A 21414-nucleotide genomic window follows, 5' to 3' on the forward strand; every position below is an offset into this window, starting at 1 on the left:
GTGACCGCCCCGACCGCCGGCGGCCGGACGGCGCCGCTGACCTGGCGGGTGGCCCGGCTGGTCGAGCGGCGGGTCGAGACGGCGACCGCCCAGACGCTGGTGCTGGACGTGCCCGGTTGGCCCGGGCACCTGCCCGGCCAGCACGTCGACCTGCGGCTGACCGCCGCCGACGGCTATCAGGCGGCCCGCTCGTACTCGCTCGCCGGCCCGGCGCAGGACGGGCGGATCGAGGTGACCGTGCAGCGGGTGACCGACGGCGAGGTGTCGCCGTACCTGGTCGACACGTACGCCGAGGGCGACCCGGTGGAGGTCCGCGGCCCGGTCGGGGGTTGGTTCGTCTGGCGGACCGACGAGACCGCGCCGGTGCTGCTGGTGGCCGGCGGTTCCGGGGTGGTGCCGTTGATGGCGATGGTCCGGGCCCGCCGGGCGGCCGGCAGCCGGACGCCGTTCCGGCTGATCTACTCGGTGCGGACCGCGGACGACGTGCTCTACGCCGACGAGCTGCGCCGCCGGGCCCGCGACGACCAGGGCCTGGACGTCGCGTACGTCTACACCCGGCGGGCGCCCGAGGGCTGGCGGGGCGAGCCGCACCGGATCGGGCTGCCCGACGTGAACAGTCACGGCTGGCCGCCGGCGTTGGAGCCGCTCTGCTACGTCTGCGGTCCGACCGGATTCGTGGAGACCGTGGCCGACCTGCTGGTGGGGCTCGGCCATCCGACGCGGCGGGTGCGGACCGAACGGTTCGGCCCGACCGGCTGACGACCCGAGGAGGGCGCATGACCGAACTGTCCTACCTGGACGGCAACATGCTCGACGGACCGCTGCGGGAACTCCTCGCGGTCGACCTGAGCGCCACCACCGGGCGGTGCGACACCTGCGGCATGACCGGCCCGATGGCCGGCCTGCACGTCTACTCGCACGCCCCCGGCCTGGTCGGGCGGTGCCCGGCGTGCACCGGCGTGATGGTGCGGCTGGTCCGCGCGCCGGAGCGGGCCTGGCTGGACCTGCGCGGCACCACGTACCTCCAGGTTCCCATGCCGCTGGAGCAGCGCCTCCGCCCCGCCCCCTGACCGGACGCGGCCGGCCTCAGGACGCGACGGTCAGGTGGTCCAGCTTCGCCGGCGCGGGTTCGGCGTGGTGGCCCGCGCGTTCGGGGACGCTCCCCGCCGGGGCCACCCCGGGCCGGGGTGGCGCGCCCGCCGGCCGTGTCGCGCCGGAGAGGCGACGTCGTACCCGACTGACGAGCTGCCCCACGGTCACCGGCACCACCGACAGGACGAGCTGCCCGTTGCGCGGGTCGACGGTCGCGGCCACCCCGTACAGCCGGGCGCCGTGCCGCAGCAGCCGGGGCCGGCCGGCGGCCAGTCGGGGCGCCCGGACCGGCGCGCCGCCACGGCCGTGCCCGCCGTCCACGTCGGCGCGGACCGGATGCCGTTGGCCGCTGGCCGCGCTGGCGGCGAGGAGCCGGTCGACCGGGAAGTCGGTGCGCACGGTCCGCCCGGTCGGGTCGGTGGCGTCCAGCCGGGTGGTCCCGGCGACCGGGCCGGCCACCAGCCGGACCGGCCCGGCCTCCACGGCGAACCGGGGGTACGGGCTGCGCGCGGTCACCGTCACGGTGCGCCCGTCGACCCAGCTCACCTCGACGGTGTCCAGCCGGGCCAGCCAGTCGGCGCGGACGTCGGTGACGTCGGTCCACGCCGCCGGGGCACCCGGGTAGCCGGCGTGCCACCGCCCGGCCGCCACCACCGTCGCCGGTACGCCCCGGTCGGTGTCCTGCGCGATGACCGCCAGCAACTCGTCGACGCCGCCGCCGGTCACCGCGCCCAGACGCAGCCGGGCCTCGATGTCGAGCCGGTTGCGGACCCCGTCGGTGACATGCTGGTCGACCAGCCGACGGACCGTCGCGTGGACCCGTTCCTGGGTGGCCCGGTCCAGCCGGCGGAAGTCGTCGCCGACCAGGTGGGCCAGCTCCAGCCCGACGTGCCGGCTCAGCACGGCGTCCCGACGCTCGCCGGCCGGGATCAGGTCGGCGACGAACGCGAACAGCCGCTCCACGCTTACCAGCCGCTGGTCGACCCGGCTGTGGTAGGTGATGTTGCGGGCGTCCAGCCGGCGTACCGCGTGGTAGTAGTCGTAGTCGGCGAGGACCGAGATCCGGCGGGCGTGGTAGCAGGCCGCCAGCGTGAACGGCTGGTCGCTGAGGACCGGCATGTCCTCGGGGAACCGCAGCCCGAGCCGGTCGACGAGGTCGCGGCGGAACAGCTTGGTGTTCGCCAGCGACCAGGGCAGCGCCGAGTCGAACAGGCTCACGTCGACCGCGTTGCCGGCGGCGAACACGTCGGCGAAGACGTGCCGGCCGTTGACGCCGACGACCCTGCCGAGCACCACGTCGGAGCCGTACCGGTCGGCGGCGGCGACCAGTCGTTCCAGCGCCTCGGGGCCGAGCCGGTCGTCCGAGCCGAGGAAGAAGACGTACCGGCCGGTGGCCAGCTCCAGCCCTTGGTTGCAGGGCGCGGCCGGGCCGCCCGAGTTGGCCTGGTGGACCACCCGCAGCGTGCCGGGGTGCCGGGCGGCGAGCCGGTCCAGCAGGCGACCGCTGCCGTCGGTGGACCCGTCGTCCACCGCCACGATCTCCATCCGCTCGGGCCCGATGGTCTGCCGCAGCAGCGAGTCGAGGCAGGGCCGCAGGTAGCGGAGCGTGTTGTAGACCGGCACGACCACGCTCACGTCGGGTCGGGTGGTCGGTGGGCGGTCCGTCGCCTCCTCGACTGCCACAGCTGATCCTCCGTTGGTCGCGCGGCTGGTCCGACGCGACCGAGCGTGGTGGAGCGACCGGTCCGGGTGACGACACCGACGTGACGGCCAGATGACCGGCAGGCAGCCGTTGGATACGCCGAGCGGGCCCGACCCCCGGTGCGTGGGGGTCGGGCCCGCTGGGGGTGTTCCTCAGCTGGTGCTGTAGCCGCGGGTGGCGATCCAGTCGGCGAGGTTGTCGATGCTCATCCGGTAGGAGGCCATGTTCGGGTCGGCGCTGTCGGCGATGGTGACGGTCCTGCCGTCGTCGCGGTAGCCGATGACGCTGATGTAGTGGCCGCCCTCGAAGGAGTGGGTGTTGCCGTCGGTGTCGGTGGCGGTGCCGGCGATGTTGGCGACCACGGCCCGGCCGGCGTCGACGGTGCGGACGACGTCGGCGCGCAGCTTGTCGGTCTGCTTGTCGTCGGCCTTGGGCGTGCTGATCTCGACCGACTTGTAGGCGTCCCTGGCGCCGGTCTCCTTGTTCAGCACGGGAGTGATGTCGTTGATGCTGTTGGTGCCGGCCTCGGTGGTGCCCATCTCCCTGGCCATGGTGTCCACGTCGATGTCCTTGCCCTGCACGGACAGCGCGTTGCGGGCGGCGGCGGGGCCGCAGAAGTAGAAGTTGGGCTGGGCTTCGTAGCGCACGTCCAGCTCCCGCTCGCCGTGACCCTTGCGGTCGGTCACCACGGCGCTGGTCGTGCCGGTGGGGGCGGCGTGGGCGGCGATGGCGGGGCCGGCGACGCCACCGGCGGTCGCGGCGATGCCGGCAGCGGTCAGCACGGTCTTGCGCAGCAGGGTGGTAGCCATGATGGTTGCCTCCCAGGGGTGGGGGATGACGCGGCCCGGGGGCCGCGAAGGGGAAGGGTCCGAGGCTGGGCCCCGCGGCCGGGGCCTGCTCACGGGCCCGGGGCCGGCGCGGGCCGGGCCATCGGGGATGGCCGGCTCGGCGGCTCGGGGATGTAACGACGGCCGGTGGCCGGTCATTCCGACCGGGGCTGCCAGCGGCCCAGGGGCCGGGCTTCACGCGGTCTGCCAGGTGTAACGCCCCGCCCCCGGCCCCGATTCCCCCGAGCCGGTGACCCGGACCACCGCTTAATCACCCAAAACTCACACAAAGGTTGCATCCCCCGGCTCGCACGCCGACCCCGCGGAGGAACGCGCATCTTTGGGTGCTTGATCATCGGGTGGCGGTGGGTGGGGAGGGGTCGGAGAGGGCGTGGGGTGGGGGATGGGTGAGAGTGGTGCACCGTGAGATACCTGCGTAGTGACGGCCGCGTCGCGATCCGCCGCCCCCGGGCCGACGACGAGGCGGAGTTCGTGGCCGCCGCCCGGCGCAGCCGCGACCTGCACCACCCGTGGCTGACCGCACCGGACGACGCCGAACGGTACGCGGCGTACCTGCGCCGGATCCGCCGGCAGGACACCTCCGGCTTCCTGTTCTGCGACCGGGCCAGCGGTGCGATCGCCGGGTACGCGAACATCGGCGGCATCGTGCTGGGCGCGCTGCGCGGCGGATACCTCGGCTACGCCGCGTTCCGCCCGTACGCGGGCACCGGGCACGCCTCGGCCGGTGTGCGGCTGGTGATCGCGCACGCGTTCGGCACGCTCGGGCTGCACCGGTTGGAGGCGAACATCCAGCCCGGCAACGAGCCGTCGAAGCGACTGGCCCGCCGCCTCGGGTTCCGGCTCGAGGGATTCTCCCCGGACTACCTGTTCGTGGACGGCGCGTGGCGGGACCACGAGCGCTGGGCGATCACGGCCCCGCCGACGCCCTGACCGGCGACCCGCCTCAGCTTCCCGGCTTCGGGAACGCGACCGGGCTGCGGTGCCCGGCCCGGTCCACCGCGCGTACGCCGAAGAACACGTTGTCCTTGGACAGGTCGATCGTCACCTCGGTGACGTCACCGACCGCCAGCACCTTCTGCCACTCGGCGGCCGTGGTCTCCCGCCACACCACCTCGTAGCCGGCCAGGTCCGGTTCGGGGCCGCGCTGCCAGCGCAGCGTGGTGTCGTTGGTCAGGTTCGTGGTGACCACGGTGACGCCCTTCGGCGTACCCGGGGCCTGGGCGAGCGACCACAGCGCCGCGCCGTTCACCCGGGCCACCCGGGTGATGTAGTCGAAGTCGCAGAACTCCGGCAGGTCGCCGTACTGCACGCCGTCGACCACCCGGACGTCCTGGTGTTGGTGGGCGAAGTCCTCGGCGGGCTCGGTGAACCGGCCGGCCGGCCAGCCCTCGCGCAGGAACGAGATGTGGTCGCTGCCGCGCAGGTAGCGGTCCCGCCGGTAGATCACCCGGACGTCCATCCCGGTCACGCCGTGGTCCGCCACGTCGGTGACGAACCGGGCGAGCTGCCGGGACGGGGAGTCGTTCTCGCCGCCGACGGACTGCCGCACGCCCGCCTCGGCCGGCGTCTCGGCGGTCGGCACGCCCTCGGCGAACAGCCGCACGGTCCGCGGGTCGCGGGTGCCGTCGTCGGCGGTGCTGCTGCCGACGATGTCGTTGCTGAACATGCCCTGCACGTCCACGCCGGCCGCCTTCAACCGGCCGGCCAGGTACGTCGAGCCGTACAGGCCCTGCTCCTCGCCGGCGACGGCGGCGAGCACGATCGTCGCCTCGGTGCGCCGGCTCGCCAGCACCCGGGCCAGCTCCAGCACCACGGCCACGCCGGAGGCGTCGTCGTCGGCGCCCGGCGCGTCGCTGACCGCGTCCATCACGTCGGTGGCGCGGGAGTCGTAGTGGCCGGTGATCACGTACACCCGCTCGGGCGTGACGTCGCCGCGCAGCGTGGCCACCACGTTGGTGATGGTGGTGGCGGTCGGGATCCGGGAGGCGGGCTCCTGCACGTACGACTGGAGTGCCACGGTCATCCGGCCGCCGGAGGCGGCGGCGTACCCGGTCAGTTGGGCGTGGATCCAGTCGCGGGCGGCGCCGATGCCGCGTACCGGATCGGTCTGGCTGGAGAGCGTGTGCCGGGTGCCGAACGCGGCCAGGCGGCGGACGGTGGCCTCGATCCGGGCCCGGTCGATCTCGCGCAGCAGCGCGGTCAGCTCGCGGTCCGGCGGCTGCGGCCGGGCCGGCCGCCCCGGACCGCGCGGCGCGTCGGTCGCCGCCACCGCCGGGCCGGCGGCGAGCGGCGTCGCGACGGCGGCGGCGGTGGCCGCGGCCGAGGCGGTGAGGAAGGTACGCCGGCTCGACCTCGTGGGTCGGCCCTCGGCGGTCTCGTGGTTTCCCATCCCGGCATCCTCGCGTTGATCAGGAGGAATGTCCATATCGTTCACCGTGGATGGGTGGTCACGACGTTTGTCGGAGGTCTGCCCGGGAACGGCAGCAGACATGACGAAACCACGTGTGGTGATCGTGGGGGCCGGGTTCGCCGGGTACCACGCGGCCAAGACGTTGCGCCGGCTGGCCCGCGACCGGGCCGAGATCGTCCTACTGAACACGACCGACTACTTCCTCTACCTGCCGCTGCTGCCCGAGGTCGCGGCCGGCGTGGTCGAGCCGACCCGGATCTCGGTGCCGCTCGCCGGCACGCTCGACGGCGTCCGGGTGGTGGTCGGCGAGGCCGACCGGGTGGATCTCCAGAACCGCTGGGTCGGCTACCGCTCCGCCGAGGGCGGGCACGGCCAGCTCGCGTACGACCGGCTGATCCTCTCCGTGGGCAGCGTCAACAAGCTGCTGCCCATCCCCGGGGTCACCGAGTACGCGCACGGCTTCCGCGGCCTGCCCGAGGCGCTCTACCTGCACGACCACGTGGTCCGGCAGGTCGAGCTGGCCGAGTTGACCCACGACCCGGCCGAGCAGCGGGCCCGCACCACGTTCGTGGTGGTCGGCGCCGGCTACACCGGCACCGAGGTCGTCGCGCACGGCCAGTTGTTCACCGACCGGCTGGTGGCCCAGCGCCCGCACCTGAACGTCCGGCCGCGCTGGATGCTGCTCGACGTCGCCCCGCGCGTGCTGCCCGAACTGGACCGGCGGATGTCCGTCACCGCCGACCGGGTGTTGCGCCGCCGTGGCGTGGACGTGCGGATGGGCACCTCGGTCGGTGAGGCCACCCCCGACGGTGTGATGCTCACCGACGGCGAGTACGTGCCCACGTGCAGCCTCATCTGGTGCGTCGGGGTACGCCCCGACCCGTTCGTGGCCGAACTGGGCCTGCGCACCGAGAAGGGGCGGTTGGTGGTGGACGAGTTCCTCAACGTCCCCGGCTACCCGGAGGTGTTCGCCTGCGGCGACGCCGCCGCCGTCCCGGACCCGACCCGCCCGGGGCAGGTGTGCGCGATGACCGCGCAGCACGCCCAGCGGCAGGGCAAGCTGGCCGCGCACAACATCGCCGCCTCGTACGGGCAGGGCACCCGCAAGTCCTACAAGCACCACGACCTGGGCTGGGTGGTCGACCTGGGCGGCAAGGACGCGGCGGCCAACCCGCTGCACGTGCCGCTGTCCGGCCTGCCGGCCAAGGCGGTCACCCGCGGCTACCACCTGTTGGCGATGCCCGGCAACCGGCCCCGCGTCGCCGCGGACTGGGCGCTCGACGCGGCCCTGCCCCGGCCGGCCGTGCAGCTCGGCCTCGTGCCGGCCAACGCGGTGCCGCTGGAGAGCGAGTCGCCGGAGCTGGTCCGCCGGCCCTGACACGTCGCCGGAGCTGGTCCGCCGGCCCCGGCCGACACCCGGAAGCTCATCCGCCGGCCGGCGGCCGCTCCCGTGCCACGGGATCCGGCCCGCCGGCCGGACCGTTGTCGATCGGGCCCGTGCTGTCGGCCGGGGCGGGGTGGGCCGGCGTGCCGTCGGCTGGCGTGCCCAGTGCCACCCGCCCGGCGGGGACGAACTCGCGCAGCAGCACCTGCACGACGCCGGCCGCCGGGATCGCCAGCAGCGCACCGACCAGACCGGCCAGCTCGGCCGCCAGTAGCACGCTGACCAGCACCGTCAACGGGTTCAGCCGGACCGCGCGGGCCATGATCACCGGTTGCAGGAGATGGTTCTCCACCTGCTGGTAGACCACGAAGAAGACCAGCACCACGACGCCGGCGGTGGGGGAGTTCGCGAAGCCCGCGCCGGCCGCGACGATCGCGCCCAACGTGGCGCCGACCAGCGGGATCAGGTCGAACACGGCGACCACCAGCGCGATCACCGCGGCGAACGGCACCCCGAGCAGGAGCAGCACCACGAAGGTCAGGCCGCCGCAGATCAGGCTGATCACCAGGTTCCCGCTCAGGTAGCCGGTGACGATCCGGGAGGAGTCACGCCCGATGCGCCGCAACCGCTCGGCTGGGCCGTCCCCGACCAGCCGCAGCGTCGTCGCCACGATCCGGGGCGCCTCCAGCACCATCAGGTACGCCAGCACCACCACGGTGACCAACGCGGCGACGGCCTGCGCCACGCCCCGGACCAGCCCGACGGTCGGCTCGCCGAGCCGGGAACCGTAGCGGCGCAACTGTCCGGGTTCGGCGTACCGGAGCAGGTGCAGGCGGTCCAGCAGCCGGCCGACCGGTCCCCGCCCGGCCTGGGCGTCGTGCACCAGCTCCGGCACCCGGTCGGCGAGCCGACCCAGCTCGTCCACCAGCGGCAGGACGATCACCGTGCCCAACGCCGCGAGCAGCACGAACGTGGCCAGGAAGACCAGCAGGGTGGCCAGCGCCCGCCGGTGCACCCGACGCTCCAGCCGGTCGACGAGCGGCTTGAGCGCGACCGCGAGGAACGCCGCGACCAGGCCCCAGACGAGCACCCGACGGGTCGCCCAGACCAGCGCCAACCCGACCACGGTGGCCAGCACCAGACCGATCACGATCACCGTCCGGCGGGCGGTGGACCGGTCGTCGACGGCGCTCATCCGGCGCGGCTACCCGCCCTGTCGGTGGAGAAACCCGGGGCTCACCGCGGGTCGGCGTCGGTGACCGGCAGGGCGTCCGCGGCGAACGTGTCGAGCGCCGCCGCGTGCAGCACGGTGCCGGGCACCGGGTCACCGGCGACCCGTGCGGCGAGCCGACGTACCGGCAGCCGCCCCGGCCGGAGCACGCCGGCGAGCACCACGTTGCCGTAGCGCCGGCCGCGCAGCATCCGCCGGTCGGTGAGCAGGCACACCTCGGCGAAGACGGCGCGCAGCGTGGCCACCTGCGCTCTGGTGTGCGCCAGCGGCGGCAGGTCGGTCAGGTTCACCAGGTAGACGCCGTCCGGGCGGAGCACCCGGGCCACCTCGGCGGCGAACTCGAGGGCCGCCACGTGCGCGGGCATCCGGGCCGCCCGGTAGACGTCGCCCACCACCACGTCGTAGGCGGCGTCCGGCGCCCCGGCGACCGCGTCGCGGGCGTCGCCCAGCGTGACCACCACCTCGGGCGGCAGCGGCGGCAGCTTCCGGCGGACCAGCTCGACCACGCCGGGATCGCGTTCGACCACCCGCTGCGCCGAACCGGGCCGGGTGGCGGCCAGCCAGCGGGGCAACGTGAGCGCGCCGCCGCCCAGGTGCAGGGCGGTCACCGGCTGCCCGGGCGGGGCGCTCAGGTCGATCACCGTGGCGATCCGCCGCACGTACTCGAAGTGCAGGTGACGGGCGTCGGCGACGTCCACGTAGGACTGTTCGACCCCGTCGGCGAGCAGTGTACGCCCGGTGGGGCGGGCCGGGTCGACGACGATCTCCAACACCTCGGTGTCGCTCTCCACCTTCGGAACGCTACCGGCGCGCGTGCGGTGTCGAGCGGGGCCCCCGCCCCTGCCGGAGGCGTTGAGCGGGGGCCCCTCCGTGCGGGTCAGCCGGCGGCCATGCCGGCGCCGGCCTCGTCGATGGCGTCGTCGACGCGGTGGGCCAGGGCCACGTCCGCCGTGGTGACGCCGTCGGTCTGCTGGGTCCGGACGGTGAGCACCGCGTTGTCCGGGTCCGGCCGGCCGATCTGCGGGCCGCGCCCGCCGTCGGCCCGGAGCCGGTCCAGCCGGTCCAGCACCCGGTCCAGGTTGCCGCCGGGCAACTCGATGGTGCGCACCAGCGAGCGCCGGTCACTGGACCAGTACGGCAGCGTGGCGAGCGCGTCGCGCAGCTCCGACTCGGTCAGCGGCGCGGTGGCGGAGCTGGCGCCCACCAGACCGCCGCCGTAGTCGGCCGGTCCGAGCAGGTCGCGCAACCCGTCGGGTACGCGCAACGACCCGACCAGTTCGGCGTCCGCGTCCGCGAGCGCGGCCAGGGTCGCCTCCGCCTGGTAGCGCGCCTGTTCCGGGGTGAGCCGGCTGCGCCGCCCGACCTCGGCCAGGAAGCCCGGCAGGTCCTGCCGCCGTTCGACGCCGTCCACCGGGACCACGTCGTGCAGCTTCACCGGGACGGCCGCGAGCAGCCGTTCCCGCTCCGCCTCGTCGAGTGCCCGGGCCAGGGCCAGCACGGTGGCCTCCGCCGCGACCTTCGCCTCGGCGAAGTCGACGCCGGCGCGCCGGCTCACGTCGTCGACGAGGTCCCGGTAGCCCAGCGTGACACCCCGGCCGGACGGCGGGTCCGGCAGCGGTCGCGGTCGCTCCGCCACCCCGACCGCGGGCGGCGCCGGCCCACCCCGCGTGCTGTCCGGCTTGTGTCGACCGGCCGGCGGCGGGCCGGACCGTTCGTGCTGGTCCAGCGAGGTGACCTGCTTGGACGCGCTCAGGCTGGCGCCGCTCTGGCTGGGCCGCCGGCCCTGCTCCCGGGCCTGCCGGGCGAGGGCCCGGCGGCGCTGGTTGTCGCCCTCCATCTGCTTGCGCATCGTCGCACCTCGTTCCTGGTCGGTTGCGCTTGCGCCGGTCGCCTTCCCGGCGCCGCCGGGAAGCTAACGACGTCCGGCGGGGCGAGGAGCTTCATTCGCTGCGGGTGAGGGGCGGTCACCCGATGGCGTCGCACGATCGGGGCGGACCGGACAACTTCCGACGCACGCGGAAGGGCAGGTCGTCATGAAACGGATCGTGGAGATCGTCCCCGCTCGTCCCGGTTGGTACGCCCGCTGGCGCGTCGGCCCGGAGGTCACCCGCTGCTACCCGGTGACCCTCTGGGCGCTGCTGGAGGGCACGGACGGCGATGGACGCGAGGTGGTCGGCGTCGACTGCGTCGGGCAGTGGCCCGGCGCGGACGACGACGGGGCCGGAGATTTCGTCCGTTACCTGTTCCAGACGCCTGATTCCGGTGTGCCGGAGGACGCCGACTCGTCGGCGGTGGGGGAGCCGCGTGACGGTGCTTCCCGCCGGCCGGCGGTGGCGCCCGTCGTCTGAGCCCTCCTCCAGGCCCCCGGCCCCTGGTCCCAGGGTCGGGGGCCGCCCCCTGCCCGGGGCGGGACGCGGGTCGGTCAGCCCACCTCGCGGGCGTCGCCGGCCGCCGTGCGGGGCGGGGCGGTGAGCAGTTCGGCCAGCCCGGTGCGGTCCAGAAGCTGTCGGATCTGCGCGTTCATGCCGCGCAGATGGATCGCGCCGGTGCCGGCGCGGTGGATCAGCACCAGCGCGCTCAGGCCGGAGGAGTCGCAGAGCGTCACGTCGGTGAAGTCGAGCCACAGCTCATGGTGGCCGTCGCGGCGCAGCCCGGCGGCGGCCTCGACGAGTTCCGGCGCGGTGTCGAAGTCCAGCTCGCCGGCCAGCCGGAGCCGGGCGGAGCCGGCGTCGGGCCGGTCCACCTCGATGGTCAACAGCGGGGAGAGCACAGGACCATGTTCCCAGCCGCCGGTGGTCGGGAAACCTCCGGGGTCAGGCGGACGCGGTGGAACCGGATGCCCGGCCGTCGGCCGGCCGGCGGTCCAGCAGACCCGTCACGCCGGTCATGTCGAGGATGGTCTCCAGGAAGCGCGGGACCGCCCGGAGTTCGATGCCGGTGCCGGCCTGCTGCCCCTCGCGCCAGGCGTGCACGATCACCGACAGGCCGGTGCTGTCCAGGAAGACCAGGTCGCCGAAGTCCAGCACCAGCCGGGCGGGACGCGCGGCGAGCAGGCGGTCGATCTCGGCGCGCAGCGGCGTCGCGGTGGCGTAGGCCAGGTCACCGCCGACGCGGACGATCGGGACGTCCGGGTCGGAACGGTCCACGGAGATGCTCAGCGGCGTCGCTTCGGGCTTTCTCCGTTGAGGAACCACCATCACGCCTTTCCGCAGGCTGCCGGTCTGGCAGGGACGTCCGGATCGTAACAACCCCACCGCCGGGGCGCTCGGCGTGTGTTCGCGGGCGAGGACCGTCGTCGGGTGGCGCTGGGGGCATACCGGCGTAGGGTGGGGAGCGGAGATATGACCACACGCGCCACTTGCGGCGCTCCGCCGATGTCGACGAGGAGAGTGGGCTCAGCTGGTGACTGCTGCCGACGTCAGGGGTTCCGACCCGGGCGACGGACGGATCTCCACGCCGAGTGCCGACCGGGCTCGGGTGTGGTCCGCCGACGCCCCGACGCCGGCTGCGCTCCCACCGCTGGCCCCCGACCACGACGCGCCGATCGTCCCCGACTGGTCCGAGGTCGTGGAGCACTTCCGTGAGGGTCTCATCGTCTGCGACGCCGACGGCGTGGTGCGGCACGTGAGCCCGGTCGCGGAGCGATTGGTCCCCGAGGTCGTGCCGGGCGAGGTGCTCGCCGCCGCCGGCGTGGCGGCGCTGGGCGGCGACGGTCGGTTCGAGTTCACCCACCACGACCGGCGGCTGCGGCTGCGCCCGGTCGCGCTCTCCCACGCCCGGCGCTGCTGGTACGTGGAGGACGTCACCGAGAGCGTCAGCCGGGCCGACGCCCTGCTCGCCGAGCGGGCCCGCTCGTTGTTCCTCGCCGTGGTCGGCGAGAAACTCGGCAACCCGTTGCACCCCGACCGGGCCGCCGCCGCGGTGGCGCGGCTGGCGGTGCCCACGGCGGCCGACGTGGCGGTGCTGGTGCTGGCGCCGCGTTCCGGCCGGGCCCGCTGGTGGCGGGCGGTACGCGCCGAGGACGAGGCGCCCGCCGTGGACAGTGGTGTGCTGCCCGCCGCCGCGCTGCCCGCGGCCATCGAGGCCGGTCTCGCCGGGACCGAGCCGCACGCGCTGGACTGGCTCGTCGAGCAGGCCGTCGAGGCGGGCTGGCTGCCCGGCCTGGACGCGACCGGCGCCACCGCCCGGGTGGTGCCGCTGCCGGGCCGGGACGCCCCGGTCGGCGTGCTGCTGGTGGCCCGCCGGGCCGGCCGCTGGTACGACGAGGCCGACATCGACCTGGTGCGCGCGTTCGCGGCCCGGGCCGGCGCGGCGCTGACCACCGCCATGCTCTACCGCGACCAGGCCGAGGTCGCCGACACGTTGCAGGCCAGTCTGGTGCCGGTCGAGCCGGCGGCGGCCTCGGGCGTGCAGTGGGGCACGGCGTACCGGCCGGCGCAGGCCGGTCTGCGCATCGGTGGTGACTTCTACGGCTCGCACCGGCTGCCCGACGGCGGCTCGGTCTTCTTCCTCGGCGACGTGTCGGGCAAGGGCGTGGAGGCGGCCGTCTTCACCGGCCAGCTCCGCCAGTGCCTGCACGCGTTGCACCGGGTGGAGACGCAGCCGGGGCGGTTGCTGAAGCTGCTCAACGACGCGTTGCTGGAGACCACCCAGGCCCACGGGCAGGGCCGGTTCGCCACCATGGTGCTCGGGGTGGCCCGACCGCACCGCGACGGCGGGCTGACGCTGACGCTGGCCGGGGGCGGTCACCTGCCGCCGCTGGTGCTGCGCGCCTCCGGCGAGGTCGAGGTGGTGCCGTTGAGCGGCATGCTGATCGGCGTGGTGCCGGACCCGCGGATCGGCGACGCCACCGTGCACCTGGCGCCGGGCGAGACCTGCCTGCTCTACAGCGACGGCGTGACCGAGGCGCGGGGCGGGTGGCGCGGCGACGAGCAGTTCGGCGCGGACCGGCTGCTCACCGCCGTGACCGGCTGCCACCGGATGCCCGCCCCGGCGCTGGCCGAGCGGGTCGAGCAGGTGACCTGCGACTGGCTCGCCCACGGCGACCACGACGACATCGCGGTGCTGGCGTTACGGGCGACCGGTGCGGCCGGCCGCGCGTCCCGCCACCTGCACGCCGTGCCCGGCCCGACGGGCGCCGAACCGACGAGGGAGCTGCCCGAGTGACCGCGACGACCACCGCAGCCGGCCCGGCGCACGCGTTCGCCGGCTATCTGGAGTGCCTGGCCGAGGCCGACGAACAGGGTGCGGTGGCGGTCGCCCGGGGGCTGCTGGAGGCGGGCGTGCCGGCCGAGCGGGTGCTGCTCGACCTGGTCGCCCCGGCGCAGGCCGAGGTGGGCGAGCGGTGGGCACGCAACGAGTGGAGCGTGGCGCAGGAGCACGCCGCCACCCACATCAGCGAGCGGGTGGTGGCGGCGGTCGCCGCGTACGCCGATCCGCGGGTGACCCGCGGCCGGATCGTGATGGCCTGCATGGACGGTGAGTGGCACGCGTTGCCGGCCCGGCTGGTCGCCGAGGTGCTGCGGCTGCGCGGCTGGCAGGTGGTCTTCCTCGGGGCCAGCGTGCCGGCCGCGCACCTGGTGTCCTACCTGCACCGGTACGACGCCGACGCGGTGGCCCTGGCCTGCGCGCTGCCGATGCGGCTGCCGCACGCCCACCGGATGATCGAGGCGTGCCGCCGCTCCGACGTGCCGGTGGTGGTGGGCGGGCGCGGGTTCGGCGCGGACGGCCGCTGGGCCCGGGTGCTCGGCGTGGCGTGGGCGCCGGACGCGCCCGCCGCGGCCGACCTGGTCGCCGACGACCGGGCGCTGCGCGCGACGCCGCCCGCACGGCTGGACCACCTCGCCGACGACGAGTACGCCAGCCTGGTCAAGCGGCGGGGCGAGCTGATCGACAGTGCGCTCGCCGACCTGCGCGAGCGGGTGCCGGCGGTGGTCGACTACACGCCGGCGCAGCTCGACTCGACCGTGGGCGACCTGGGCTACATCGTCGACTTCCTGGCCGCCGCGCTCTACGTGGACGACGGGACGCTGTTCGCCGAGTTCGTCGAGTGGTTGGTGGAGATCCTGGTCAACCGCGGTGTGCCGGCGGGCGCGGTCGGCCTCACGCTCGACCACTATGGACAGCAGCTGCGGGACTTCCCCCGCGCGGCCGGTTTCCTGGAGCGGGCGCGGGCCGTGGTGGGCGGCGGGGTGGCGGCGACGGCGGGCCGCTGATCCGGATCGGGCCGGACGCCCCCTATACTTGCTGCACTGCAAGGGTTCGCCTGCGGTGGGAGCGAGAGGGGCCACGGTGACGTTCACCGTCACGTCCGCCCGGCGGGACCAGGGCGTCACCTGCCTCCGGCTCGCCGGTGAACTGGACCTGAGCACGGCCGGGGAGCTGACCGCCGAGATCGACCGGCTGGTCGCCGACGGCCGCCGCGAGTTGCTGCTCGACCTCACCGAGCTGACGTTCTGCGACTCGACGGGCATCGCCGCCTTCGTCCGTGGGGACAATCTCGTCGCCGCCGACGGTGGCTGGCTGCGGCTCACCGGAGCGACCGGCCGGGTGGCCCGGGTGCTTCAGGTGACCGGGCTGGCCGAGGTGCTGCGCCACGACCGCGACACGGCCGACCCGACGCGGTCGGCCGGCTCCTGATCGGATAGATTTCCCGCCCAGCGTCCGGTCGCGCGGCCGGTGCCCTCCCCGAGACGAAGCAGGTAGCCCCATGGGTCAGCCCAGTTCGAGCCCCGTCCGCATCCTGGTGGTGGACGACGATCCGGGTGACGTCTTGATGATCGAGGAGGCGCTCGAGGAGTCGGACGTCGAGAAGGTCATCGACGTGGTCGCCGACGGCGAGGAGGCGATGGAGTTCCTCCGTCGCGAGGGCCGGCACACCGGGGCGCAGCGACCGGACGTCATCCTGCTGGACCTCAACATGCCGCGGATGGACGGGCGGCAGGTGCTCGGCGAGGTCAAGCGGGACGAGAACCTCCGAAGCATCCCGATCGTGGTGCTGACCACCTCCAACGCCGACACGGACGTGGTGAGCAGTTACACCCTCCAGGCCAACGCGTACGTGACCAAGCCGATCGACCTGGACGACTTCAACGACGTGGTGCGCCGCATCGACGAGTTCTTCGGCCGGGTGGTCGTGCTCCCCAAGCACTCCTGACGACCCGCGCGTCCCGGTGTCCGGATGCTGAACATTTCCGGTGAACGGCCGACGGCGGTCCGGCCCGCCCCGCAGGATCGTCAGGTGGGGGACGCACGCCGGCTGCCTGGGGGGCGACAGCATGAGGTTCTCGGTGGTGGAGGCCGGTTACGACCGGCGCCAGGTGGATGCCTGCCTGGACGAGCTGGATCTCCGGCTGCGCCGGCTGGCGGCGCGTGCGGAGGGCGTCGCGGGGGCGGGTCGGGAGTGGGACCGGATCCGGCTGGACGCCGGGCACCTCTGCGACTATCTGCGGCGCCGCGCCGCGCCGGCTGACCGGCCTGTTCCGGCCGACCCGTCGGACGCCGACGCCCCGGCCGGCCCGTCGGCCGCCGAGCGGGAGGCCGCCGACCTGGTGGCCCGGGCGCGCGCCGAGCTGGACGCCGCGCGCGAGGAGGCCCGCCTGGTGCGGGAGGAGGCGTACGCGGAGGCGCTGCGGGCGCGCCGCGAGTTCGAGGCCGCGCTGCTGGCCCGCCGCCGCCGCGAGGCCCGGGTCGACGAGATCCTCTCCGGCGCCCGCGTGCCCGCCGACACCCCCACCGCCGCCGCCGGCCGGTGAGACGACGCTCCGGGCCTCAGGACAGCGCCGCCACCACCGTGGTGGCCCGCTTCTCGTGCTTCGCGTACGCGTCGGGGAACGCGGAGATCTGCACCGCCTGGGCCGCGCCGGTGACGCTCATGTCCGCCCAGCCCGGCACGTCGGCCAGCGCGGCGTAGAACGCCCGGGCCGCGTACGCCGGTCGCATGAGTTCGGCGACCGTGCCCCACCCGCTGCTCGGGCGCTGCTGGAACAGCCCGACCGAGTCGTGGTCGGAGCCGCTGCCCTGGTGCGGCTGGTCGAACGACTCGGGCAGCACGTCGCTGGCCAGGTTGTACAGGTCGCTCTCCTGCATGGCGGTGGCCACCGCCACCACCATCGCCCGGCGCGGCAGGCGCATGTCCCGGCCGACGTCGACGATGGCCTTCGCGTTGTCCATCTGCCGCTGGTCCAGGCCGGCGACGGGACGCGGGTGCTTCGGGCGGACCACCTTCCGCGGTGGCTTCTTGCGATCCGGCGTCGGGCTCGGCGTGGCGACCGGGACGGGCGACGCCGGGGCGACGGCGGGGGGCGCCGCCCGGGTGAAGTCGCGGGAGGCGCGCTGCTCGACGGCGGCCCGGTCGGCGAGCGCCTCGCGTACCTCCACGGTCGGCTGGGCGGCCTCGCCGACGCCGGCCATGCCGATCAGGCCGAGGCAGCAGGTGACGCCGGTGGCCACCGCGATCCGGCCGGGGACGGAGCGGGCCGCGCCGCGCCGGGGTGGCTCCGGGGCGCGGTGCCGTCCCACTCGCCGTTCGGCCGATGCCGGGTCGATCGTTCGGCCAACCGGGCGGTTCGCGGGCGATGACTGGGGGGCGCGGTGGTCGGGATGCACCCGCCGAGGCTAGAAAGCTTCTCGGCGCTTGCCATCGGGGTGGTTGGTGGCATGCGCCACAGTTTGCCGGAATCCGCTCCGGCATAACCGTCAGTGAATCACCAAACTGTCGAACCTCTTGTCTCCGTAAAGTCGGTCGTGGCGGATTCGACGGGACGATCCGGGCGCGCGACCGTCAGCGCGTCGCGGCGTGGCGATCTCCTCCGATCGGGGGAGGAGCCGCCGGTCGCCCGGCCACGTGATCGACTCCGACCCGCCGAGGCCGGCCATCTCCACCCCGCCACCGGCGGGACCGGTGCGGGCACCGGAATCCGGCGCACCGGGCGCCCGGGCGCTCGATACGATTCCGACGGTGACGGAGCAGATGGTCGACGACCGGGCCGCCGGTGAGCCCGCCGGCCGGCGGGGGCGACGGGGCCTGATCATCGTTTCCTGCGCCGTGCTGCTCACCGTGCTGCTGGTCGGGCACCGGGCGGTGCCCAACGTGCACGGCCTGGGCAGCCTGGTGGACAGCGCCACCCCGCTGCTCGGTCTCGGCGTACCCCTGCTCGGGCTCGCGGCGCTGCTGCGCCGCTCCCGCCGCGCGCTGCTCGCCGTGCTGGTGCCGGCGCTGGTCTGGGCCGGGATCTTCGGCCGGGCCTGGCTGCCCCCGGCGGCCGGCGCCGACGGGACCGCGGTGCGGGTGGCCAGCCAGAACCTGCGGGCCGGTAACCCCGACCCGGCCGCCACCGTCGGCGCGCTGGCCGCCGACGCCCCGGACCTGATCGGGTTGCAGGAGGTCGACGACGGGGAGCGGATCGCGCCCGCGCTGGCCGGCCGATACCCGCACCGGACGGCCGTCTCCACCGTGGCGCTGTGGAGCCGCTGGCCGATCCGCGAGACGCACGGCGTGGACACCGGCCTGGGCTGGGACCGCGCGCTGCGTGCCGTGGTGGCCGCCCCGCAGGGCGACCTGACCGTGTACGTCGTCCACCTCGGCTCCGCCCGCGCCGGCCACACCACCACCCGCGACGAGACGGTGGCGGCGCTGGCCCGCGCCGTCCGTGCCGACCCGGCCGACCGGCTGGTGGTGCTCGGCGACCTGAACACGGCCACCACCGACCGGGTCTTCGACCCGCTGACCCGACTGCTCGGCGACGCGCAGGCCGAGGCCGGGCAGGGTTTCGGCTTCACCTGGCCGGCGGAGGTGCCGGTGACCCGCCCGGACCACGTGCTCTACCGGGGGCTCACCCCGACCGCCGCCGGCGTGGTGCACACGCCGGACACCGACCACCGCGCGGTGACCGCCGGCTTCCGGTGGTGAGTCGGGTGCTCAGTGGCGGCCGTTCTCGGCCGGGGTGACCGTGAGCCGGTGCCGGCTCGGGTCACCGCTGGAGAACGGCCACAGCCGGTCGGCGTACGCGACCAACTCGGCGAGCTGGTCCCGGCTGAGCCCGGCCGAGGAGATCTCGGCGTGCACGTCGGCCCGGTAGCGGCCGTCGTCGTCGCGACCCAGCTTCGCCTCGGCGGTCACCTGCACGGTGTGCGCCTCGTCGGTGATCTCGCCGGCCGCCTCCACCGCGGCGTGGTGCAGGCAGGAGGCGAACGCGGCGGCCAACAACTGCTCCGGCGTCAGGCCGGAGCAGTGCGGCGCCAGCGGGGACGCCAGGGCGGAGGACAGACCGCCGTCGTCGGTGCGTACGTGACCGCCCGCCGCGGTCGCCGTGGCCGTCTCGGCCAGCCAGGAACTCGGATCCGGCATCGCGTTCCTCCCGTCACTCACCGGCCCGCGTTCCCGGCCGCCGACGGGCGAAACCGCAGTACGCTCAGCGGATCCGCCCGCTCGTGGCGGCGTCCACGGCCATCGCCTCGGTCGCCTCGGCGGCGGCCCGCCCGGTCCACGGCGAGGTCTCGCCGATCCGCTGCCGGGGCAGCACCACGGTCATCGGCACGTAGATGCGGGCGTCGACCGCCTCGGCCAGCAGCAGCGCGGCCATCGGGCTGGTCGGCCTCGCGGCGGGGTCGGCGTCGAGGCAGCGCTCGCACAGCTCGGCCACCTCGGCCGGCAGCCCGGGGACCTCCGGCAGCGGTCGGGGCGGCAGGCGGCGGCGCGCGCCGAGCAGTTGGCTGGTGCTGGCGGCGTCGTACGGTAGCCGGCCGCTCAGGCAGTAGTAGAGCAGCACGCCGAGCGCGTACATGTCGGCGGCCGGGGTGGCCGGCTGCCGGTCGAGCTGCTCCGGGGCGAGGTACGCCGGGGTGCCCACCACGACCCCCTCCGGGGTGTGGTCGGGCGCGCCGGCCGGGGTGGCGATGCCGAAGTCGAGCACCTTCACACCGGACGGGGTGAGGATCACGTTCGCCGGCTTCACGTCCCGGTGCACGATGCCGTGCCCGTGCGCGGCGGCCAGCGCGGCGCACACCTCGGCGCAGACCCGCACCGCGATGCGCCAGTCCAGCGGGCCGGCGCGCAGGTGCGCGGCGAGCGTCTCGCCCTCGGCCAGCTCCATCACGATGTAGGGCACCGGCCGGCCGTCCGGCAGCGTGGCGGTGCCGAAGTCGTGCACGCTGGCCACGTTCGGGTGGACCAGTCGCGCCGCCGAGCGGGCCTCGGCCCGGATCCGTTCCACCGAACCGGCGTCGCCGTCCAGCCCCGGCGAGATCAGCTTGATCGCCACGGTCCGGTCCAGCACCCGGTCGTGTGCCCGCCACACCTCCGACATGCCGCCCACGGCCGCGCGCTGTTCGAGCTCGTACCGCCCGCCCAGCGTCCTCATCGACCACTCCCTGTTCTCGTCCGGTCCCCCCGGACCCGCTACCCGGGCTCCGAGCTGTGCAAACCGCCGGGAGCGGCCCGGCCGGCGGGGTAGCTTCGCGAGCGGGAGTGTCGACGTCGGAACGGAGAGTGAGCGGTGGCGCTGGTGCGCGTACGGTTCGTCGGCGGTCCGGCCGACGACGTGGCCAGGGACCTGCCGGCGGATCCGGACGGCGCGCCGCCACGCCGGTGGATCCTGCGCCACCCCGAGCAGCCGCCCACCGACGTGGCGGACCATCTCTACGAGCGGGGTGACCGGGCCGGCCCGGAGGGCTGGACGATGCGCTACGTGCGCACCGACCCGTTCGGCGCCACCGAGTAGTCCCGGTCGCGTCCGGCGAGGGTGCGGCGTGGCCGCCGGCCCCGGGTGCGGCGTGGACGGCTCAGGCCGGCCGGACACCTGTGGTGCCGAGGATGACGGCGGCGACCAGCTCCGGGTCGTCGTGCATCGGCACGTGCCCGCAGCCGGGGAGGTCGAGGTGCCGGGCGGTGGGCAGCCGGGTGCGGGCCAGCGCGGCCTGCCGGTGGGGCAGGATGCGGTCCCGGGTGCCCCAGGCGACCGTCACCGGGACGGTGGGCCGCCCGGCGAACGCGTACCCCCGGCCGGCCCGGGCGACGGCGCGGAACGCGCGCGCCCGGCGCAGCGCGCGGGCGTCCGCGAGCGCCACGTCCGGCGTCAACCGGTCCGGCCGGGCCAGGATCATGCCCATCGCCAGGGCCCGCAGCGCCGGCGCGGCGAACAGGTGACGCAGCACCGGCTCGGGCAGCCGGGCCGCGCTGCGGTGCAGGCTGAGCACGGTGAGCGCCCAGCGCAGCTCGCGTGCGGTGCAGAAGCCGGCCGGCGACAGCGCGGTGGCCGAGGCGACCGCGCCGATGGCGGCCAGCTCCAGCGCGATCGCCCCACCGAGGCTGTTGCCGGCCACGTGCGGCCGGTCCAGCCCGAGCGCGGCGAAGAGGTCGACCATGCCGGCCACCAGCCCGGGCATGTCGGCGGGCAGGCCGGCGGCGGGCACCGGGGAGCGGCCGAAGCCGGGCAGGTCGACGGCGATCACGTCGTGCGTCCCGGCGAGCCGGTCCAGCACCGGCAGCCAGGCGCCGCCGTGGTGGCCGATGCCGTGCAGCAGCACCAGCGCCGGCCCGGCGCCGCGCCGCTCGAAGACCACCTCCACGTCGGGGCGGGGAGCCGGCGTGGTCACGGCCCGGCCGGCGACGTGCGGGCGCCGGAGCCCCGGGCCGCGCCGGTCGCCGACGTCAGCCCGTCGGCGGGGCGGCCATCGATGGACATGCCCGGCAAGTTACCACCGGGTAGCCCGGTCGGGGAAGACCGGATCGCTGCGCCGGATGGCCAC

24 protein-coding genes are annotated in these 21414 nt (G+C 75.2%); 12 read left to right on the forward strand and 12 right to left on the reverse strand.

Annotation, left to right across the window (positions count from 1 at the left end; translation table 11 throughout):
- Nucleotides 1-759 carry a ferredoxin reductase gene (locus tag TPA0908_RS21325; protein ID WP_281940566.1) on the forward strand — a complete coding sequence of 253 codons (759 nt, stop codon included), beginning with the start codon at nt 1-3 and terminating at the stop codon, nt 757-759.
- Between the two features lie 17 nt (nt 760-776).
- The gene (locus TPA0908_RS21330; protein ID WP_107155648.1) at nt 777-1070 is read left to right on the forward strand and encodes a DUF6510 family protein; all 294 of its coding nucleotides are present in this window, start codon (nt 777-779) and stop codon (nt 1068-1070) included.
- 16 nt (nt 1071-1086) lie between these two features.
- On the opposite strand, the gene TPA0908_RS21335 is transcribed toward TPA0908_RS21330, so the two are convergent.
- Both TPA0908_RS21335 and TPA0908_RS21340 read right to left on the reverse strand, forming a co-directional pair.
- A complete protein-coding gene (locus TPA0908_RS21335; protein ID WP_281940568.1) occupies nt 1087-2775 on the reverse strand; it encodes a glycosyltransferase family 2 protein in 1689 nt (562 codons plus the stop codon).
- Nucleotides 2776-2946: 171 nt separating this feature from the next.
- Complete coding sequence (locus TPA0908_RS21340; RefSeq protein WP_281940570.1) at nt 2947-3603, reverse strand: C39 family peptidase; 657 nt, start codon at nt 3601-3603, stop codon at nt 2947-2949.
- A 441-nt stretch (nt 3604-4044) separates the two neighbouring features.
- Here TPA0908_RS21340 and TPA0908_RS21345 point away from each other — a divergent pair, with 441 nt between their 5' ends.
- A complete protein-coding gene (locus TPA0908_RS21345) occupies nt 4045-4572 on the forward strand; it encodes a GNAT family N-acetyltransferase (RefSeq protein ID WP_281940572.1) in 528 nt (175 codons plus the stop codon).
- A gap of 13 nt (nt 4573-4585) precedes the next feature.
- Here the strand turns inward: TPA0908_RS21345 and TPA0908_RS21350 are convergent, their stop codons facing one another.
- Nucleotides 4586-6031, reverse strand: a complete 1446-nt coding sequence (locus tag TPA0908_RS21350) for a M20/M25/M40 family metallo-hydrolase (protein ID WP_281940573.1) — start codon at nt 6029-6031, stop codon at nt 4586-4588.
- 100 nt (nt 6032-6131) lie between these two features.
- Here TPA0908_RS21350 and TPA0908_RS21355 point away from each other — a divergent pair, with 100 nt between their 5' ends.
- Nucleotides 6132-7430, forward strand: a complete 1299-nt coding sequence (locus TPA0908_RS21355) for an NAD(P)/FAD-dependent oxidoreductase (protein ID WP_281940574.1) — start codon at nt 6132-6134, stop codon at nt 7428-7430.
- A gap of 46 nt (nt 7431-7476) precedes the next feature.
- Here TPA0908_RS21355 and TPA0908_RS21360 read toward each other — a convergent pair whose 3' ends face one another.
- The 3 genes from TPA0908_RS21360 to TPA0908_RS21370 form a co-directional block, all read right to left on the reverse strand.
- The gene (locus TPA0908_RS21360) at nt 7477-8631 is read right to left on the reverse strand and encodes an AI-2E family transporter (RefSeq protein WP_281940576.1); all 1155 of its coding nucleotides are present in this window, start codon (nt 8629-8631) and stop codon (nt 7477-7479) included.
- Between the two features lie 41 nt (nt 8632-8672).
- Nucleotides 8673-9458 carry a spermidine synthase gene (locus TPA0908_RS21365; protein WP_281940578.1) on the reverse strand — a complete coding sequence of 262 codons (786 nt, stop codon included), beginning with the start codon at nt 9456-9458 and terminating at the stop codon, nt 8673-8675.
- 86 nt (nt 9459-9544) lie between these two features.
- Nucleotides 9545-10516, reverse strand: a complete 972-nt coding sequence (locus tag TPA0908_RS21370) for a DUF2267 domain-containing protein (protein ID WP_281940580.1) — start codon at nt 10514-10516, stop codon at nt 9545-9547.
- 184 nt (nt 10517-10700) lie between these two features.
- On the opposite strand from TPA0908_RS21370, the gene TPA0908_RS21375 reads away from it, so the two are divergent.
- Nucleotides 10701-11015: a hypothetical protein gene (locus tag TPA0908_RS21375; protein WP_281940582.1), complete on the forward strand. Its 315-nt coding sequence runs from the start codon at nt 10701-10703 to the stop codon at nt 11013-11015.
- Nucleotides 11016-11089: 74 nt separating this feature from the next.
- Here the strand turns inward: TPA0908_RS21375 and TPA0908_RS21380 are convergent, their stop codons facing one another.
- Nucleotides 11090-11437, reverse strand: a complete 348-nt coding sequence (locus TPA0908_RS21380; protein ID WP_281940584.1) for an STAS domain-containing protein — start codon at nt 11435-11437, stop codon at nt 11090-11092.
- Nucleotides 11438-11480: 43 nt separating this feature from the next.
- Entirely contained in the window at nt 11481-11813 is a 333-nt protein-coding gene (locus tag TPA0908_RS21385) for an STAS domain-containing protein (protein ID WP_281940585.1), read from the reverse strand.
- A gap of 256 nt (nt 11814-12069) precedes the next feature.
- Between TPA0908_RS21385 and TPA0908_RS21390 the strand changes: the two genes are divergently transcribed.
- The 5 genes from TPA0908_RS21390 to TPA0908_RS21410 all read left to right on the forward strand — a co-directional run bounded on the left by TPA0908_RS21390 (nt 12070) and on the right by TPA0908_RS21410 (nt 16421).
- Nucleotides 12070-13833 (forward strand): PP2C family protein-serine/threonine phosphatase, encoded by a 1764-nt coding sequence (locus TPA0908_RS21390; protein WP_281940587.1) that lies wholly within the window; start codon nt 12070-12072, stop codon nt 13831-13833.
- A complete protein-coding gene (locus TPA0908_RS21395) occupies nt 13830-14882 on the forward strand; it encodes a cobalamin B12-binding domain-containing protein (protein WP_281940589.1) in 1053 nt (350 codons plus the stop codon). Before TPA0908_RS21390 ends, TPA0908_RS21395 begins: the two co-directional genes overlap by 4 nt.
- A gap of 76 nt (nt 14883-14958) precedes the next feature.
- Nucleotides 14959-15306, forward strand: a complete 348-nt coding sequence (locus TPA0908_RS21400; protein WP_281940591.1) for an STAS domain-containing protein — start codon at nt 14959-14961, stop codon at nt 15304-15306.
- 70 nt (nt 15307-15376) lie between these two features.
- On the forward strand, nt 15377-15823 hold the full coding sequence (locus tag TPA0908_RS21405; protein ID WP_281940593.1) for a response regulator: 447 nt from the start codon (nt 15377-15379) through the stop codon (nt 15821-15823).
- A 121-nt stretch (nt 15824-15944) separates the two neighbouring features.
- Nucleotides 15945-16421 (forward strand): ATPase, encoded by a 477-nt coding sequence (locus TPA0908_RS21410; protein WP_281940595.1) that lies wholly within the window; start codon nt 15945-15947, stop codon nt 16419-16421.
- A gap of 16 nt (nt 16422-16437) precedes the next feature.
- On the opposite strand, the gene TPA0908_RS21415 is transcribed toward TPA0908_RS21410, so the two are convergent.
- The gene (locus tag TPA0908_RS21415; protein WP_374709236.1) at nt 16438-17274 is read right to left on the reverse strand and encodes a hypothetical protein; all 837 of its coding nucleotides are present in this window, start codon (nt 17272-17274) and stop codon (nt 16438-16440) included.
- 352 nt (nt 17275-17626) lie between these two features.
- Between TPA0908_RS21415 and TPA0908_RS21420 the strand changes: the two genes are divergently transcribed.
- Complete coding sequence (locus TPA0908_RS21420; protein WP_281940597.1) at nt 17627-18577, forward strand: endonuclease/exonuclease/phosphatase family protein; 951 nt, start codon at nt 17627-17629, stop codon at nt 18575-18577.
- Between the two features lie 9 nt (nt 18578-18586).
- Here the strand turns inward: TPA0908_RS21420 and TPA0908_RS21425 are convergent, their stop codons facing one another.
- Together TPA0908_RS21425 and TPA0908_RS21430 are read right to left on the reverse strand one after the other, a co-directional pair.
- A complete protein-coding gene (locus TPA0908_RS21425; protein ID WP_107155495.1) occupies nt 18587-19015 on the reverse strand; it encodes an OsmC family protein in 429 nt (142 codons plus the stop codon).
- A 64-nt stretch (nt 19016-19079) separates the two neighbouring features.
- Complete coding sequence (locus tag TPA0908_RS21430) at nt 19080-20027, reverse strand: serine/threonine-protein kinase (protein WP_281940599.1); 948 nt, start codon at nt 20025-20027, stop codon at nt 19080-19082.
- A 135-nt stretch (nt 20028-20162) separates the two neighbouring features.
- Here TPA0908_RS21430 and TPA0908_RS21435 point away from each other — a divergent pair, with 135 nt between their 5' ends.
- A complete protein-coding gene (locus TPA0908_RS21435) occupies nt 20163-20387 on the forward strand; it encodes a hypothetical protein (protein ID WP_281940601.1) in 225 nt (74 codons plus the stop codon).
- Between the two features lie 61 nt (nt 20388-20448).
- Here TPA0908_RS21435 and TPA0908_RS21440 read toward each other — a convergent pair whose 3' ends face one another.
- On the reverse strand, nt 20449-21261 hold the full coding sequence (locus tag TPA0908_RS21440; RefSeq protein WP_281940603.1) for an alpha/beta fold hydrolase: 813 nt from the start codon (nt 21259-21261) through the stop codon (nt 20449-20451).
- Nucleotides 21262-21414 lie beyond the last annotated feature (153 nt).

The organism is Micromonospora sp. AKA38, assembly GCF_027925725.1.
In the GTDB taxonomy this organism is placed as follows: domain Bacteria; phylum Actinomycetota; class Actinomycetes; order Mycobacteriales; family Micromonosporaceae; genus Micromonospora.

Bases quoted from the DNA above. Each gene is read 5' to 3' on its own strand.
- TPA0908_RS21330 (WP_107155648.1), top strand. From the start codon at position 777: ATGACCGAACTGTCCTACCTGGACGGCAACATGCTCGACGGACCGCTG.
- TPA0908_RS21340 (WP_281940570.1), bottom strand. From the start codon at position 3,603: ATGGCTACCACCCTGCTGCGCAAGACCGTGCTGACCGCTGCCGGCATC.
- TPA0908_RS21350 (WP_281940573.1), bottom strand. From the start codon at position 6,031: ATGGGAAACCACGAGACCGCCGAGGGCCGACCCACGAGGTCGAGCCGG.
- TPA0908_RS21355 (WP_281940574.1), top strand. From the start codon at position 6,132: ATGACGAAACCACGTGTGGTGATCGTGGGGGCCGGGTTCGCCGGGTAC.
- TPA0908_RS21360 (WP_281940576.1), bottom strand. From the start codon at position 8,631: ATGAGCGCCGTCGACGACCGGTCCACCGCCCGCCGGACGGTGATCGTG.
- TPA0908_RS21370 (WP_281940580.1), bottom strand. From the start codon at position 10,516: ATGCGCAAGCAGATGGAGGGCGACAACCAGCGCCGCCGGGCCCTCGCC.
- TPA0908_RS21375 (WP_281940582.1), top strand. From the start codon at position 10,701: ATGAAACGGATCGTGGAGATCGTCCCCGCTCGTCCCGGTTGGTACGCC.
- TPA0908_RS21405 (WP_281940593.1), top strand. From the start codon at position 15,377: ATGGGTCAGCCCAGTTCGAGCCCCGTCCGCATCCTGGTGGTGGACGAC.
- TPA0908_RS21410 (WP_281940595.1), top strand. From the start codon at position 15,945: ATGAGGTTCTCGGTGGTGGAGGCCGGTTACGACCGGCGCCAGGTGGAT.
- TPA0908_RS21425 (WP_107155495.1), bottom strand. From the start codon at position 19,015: ATGCCGGATCCGAGTTCCTGGCTGGCCGAGACGGCCACGGCGACCGCG.
- TPA0908_RS21430 (WP_281940599.1), bottom strand. From the start codon at position 20,027: ATGAGGACGCTGGGCGGGCGGTACGAGCTCGAACAGCGCGCGGCCGTG.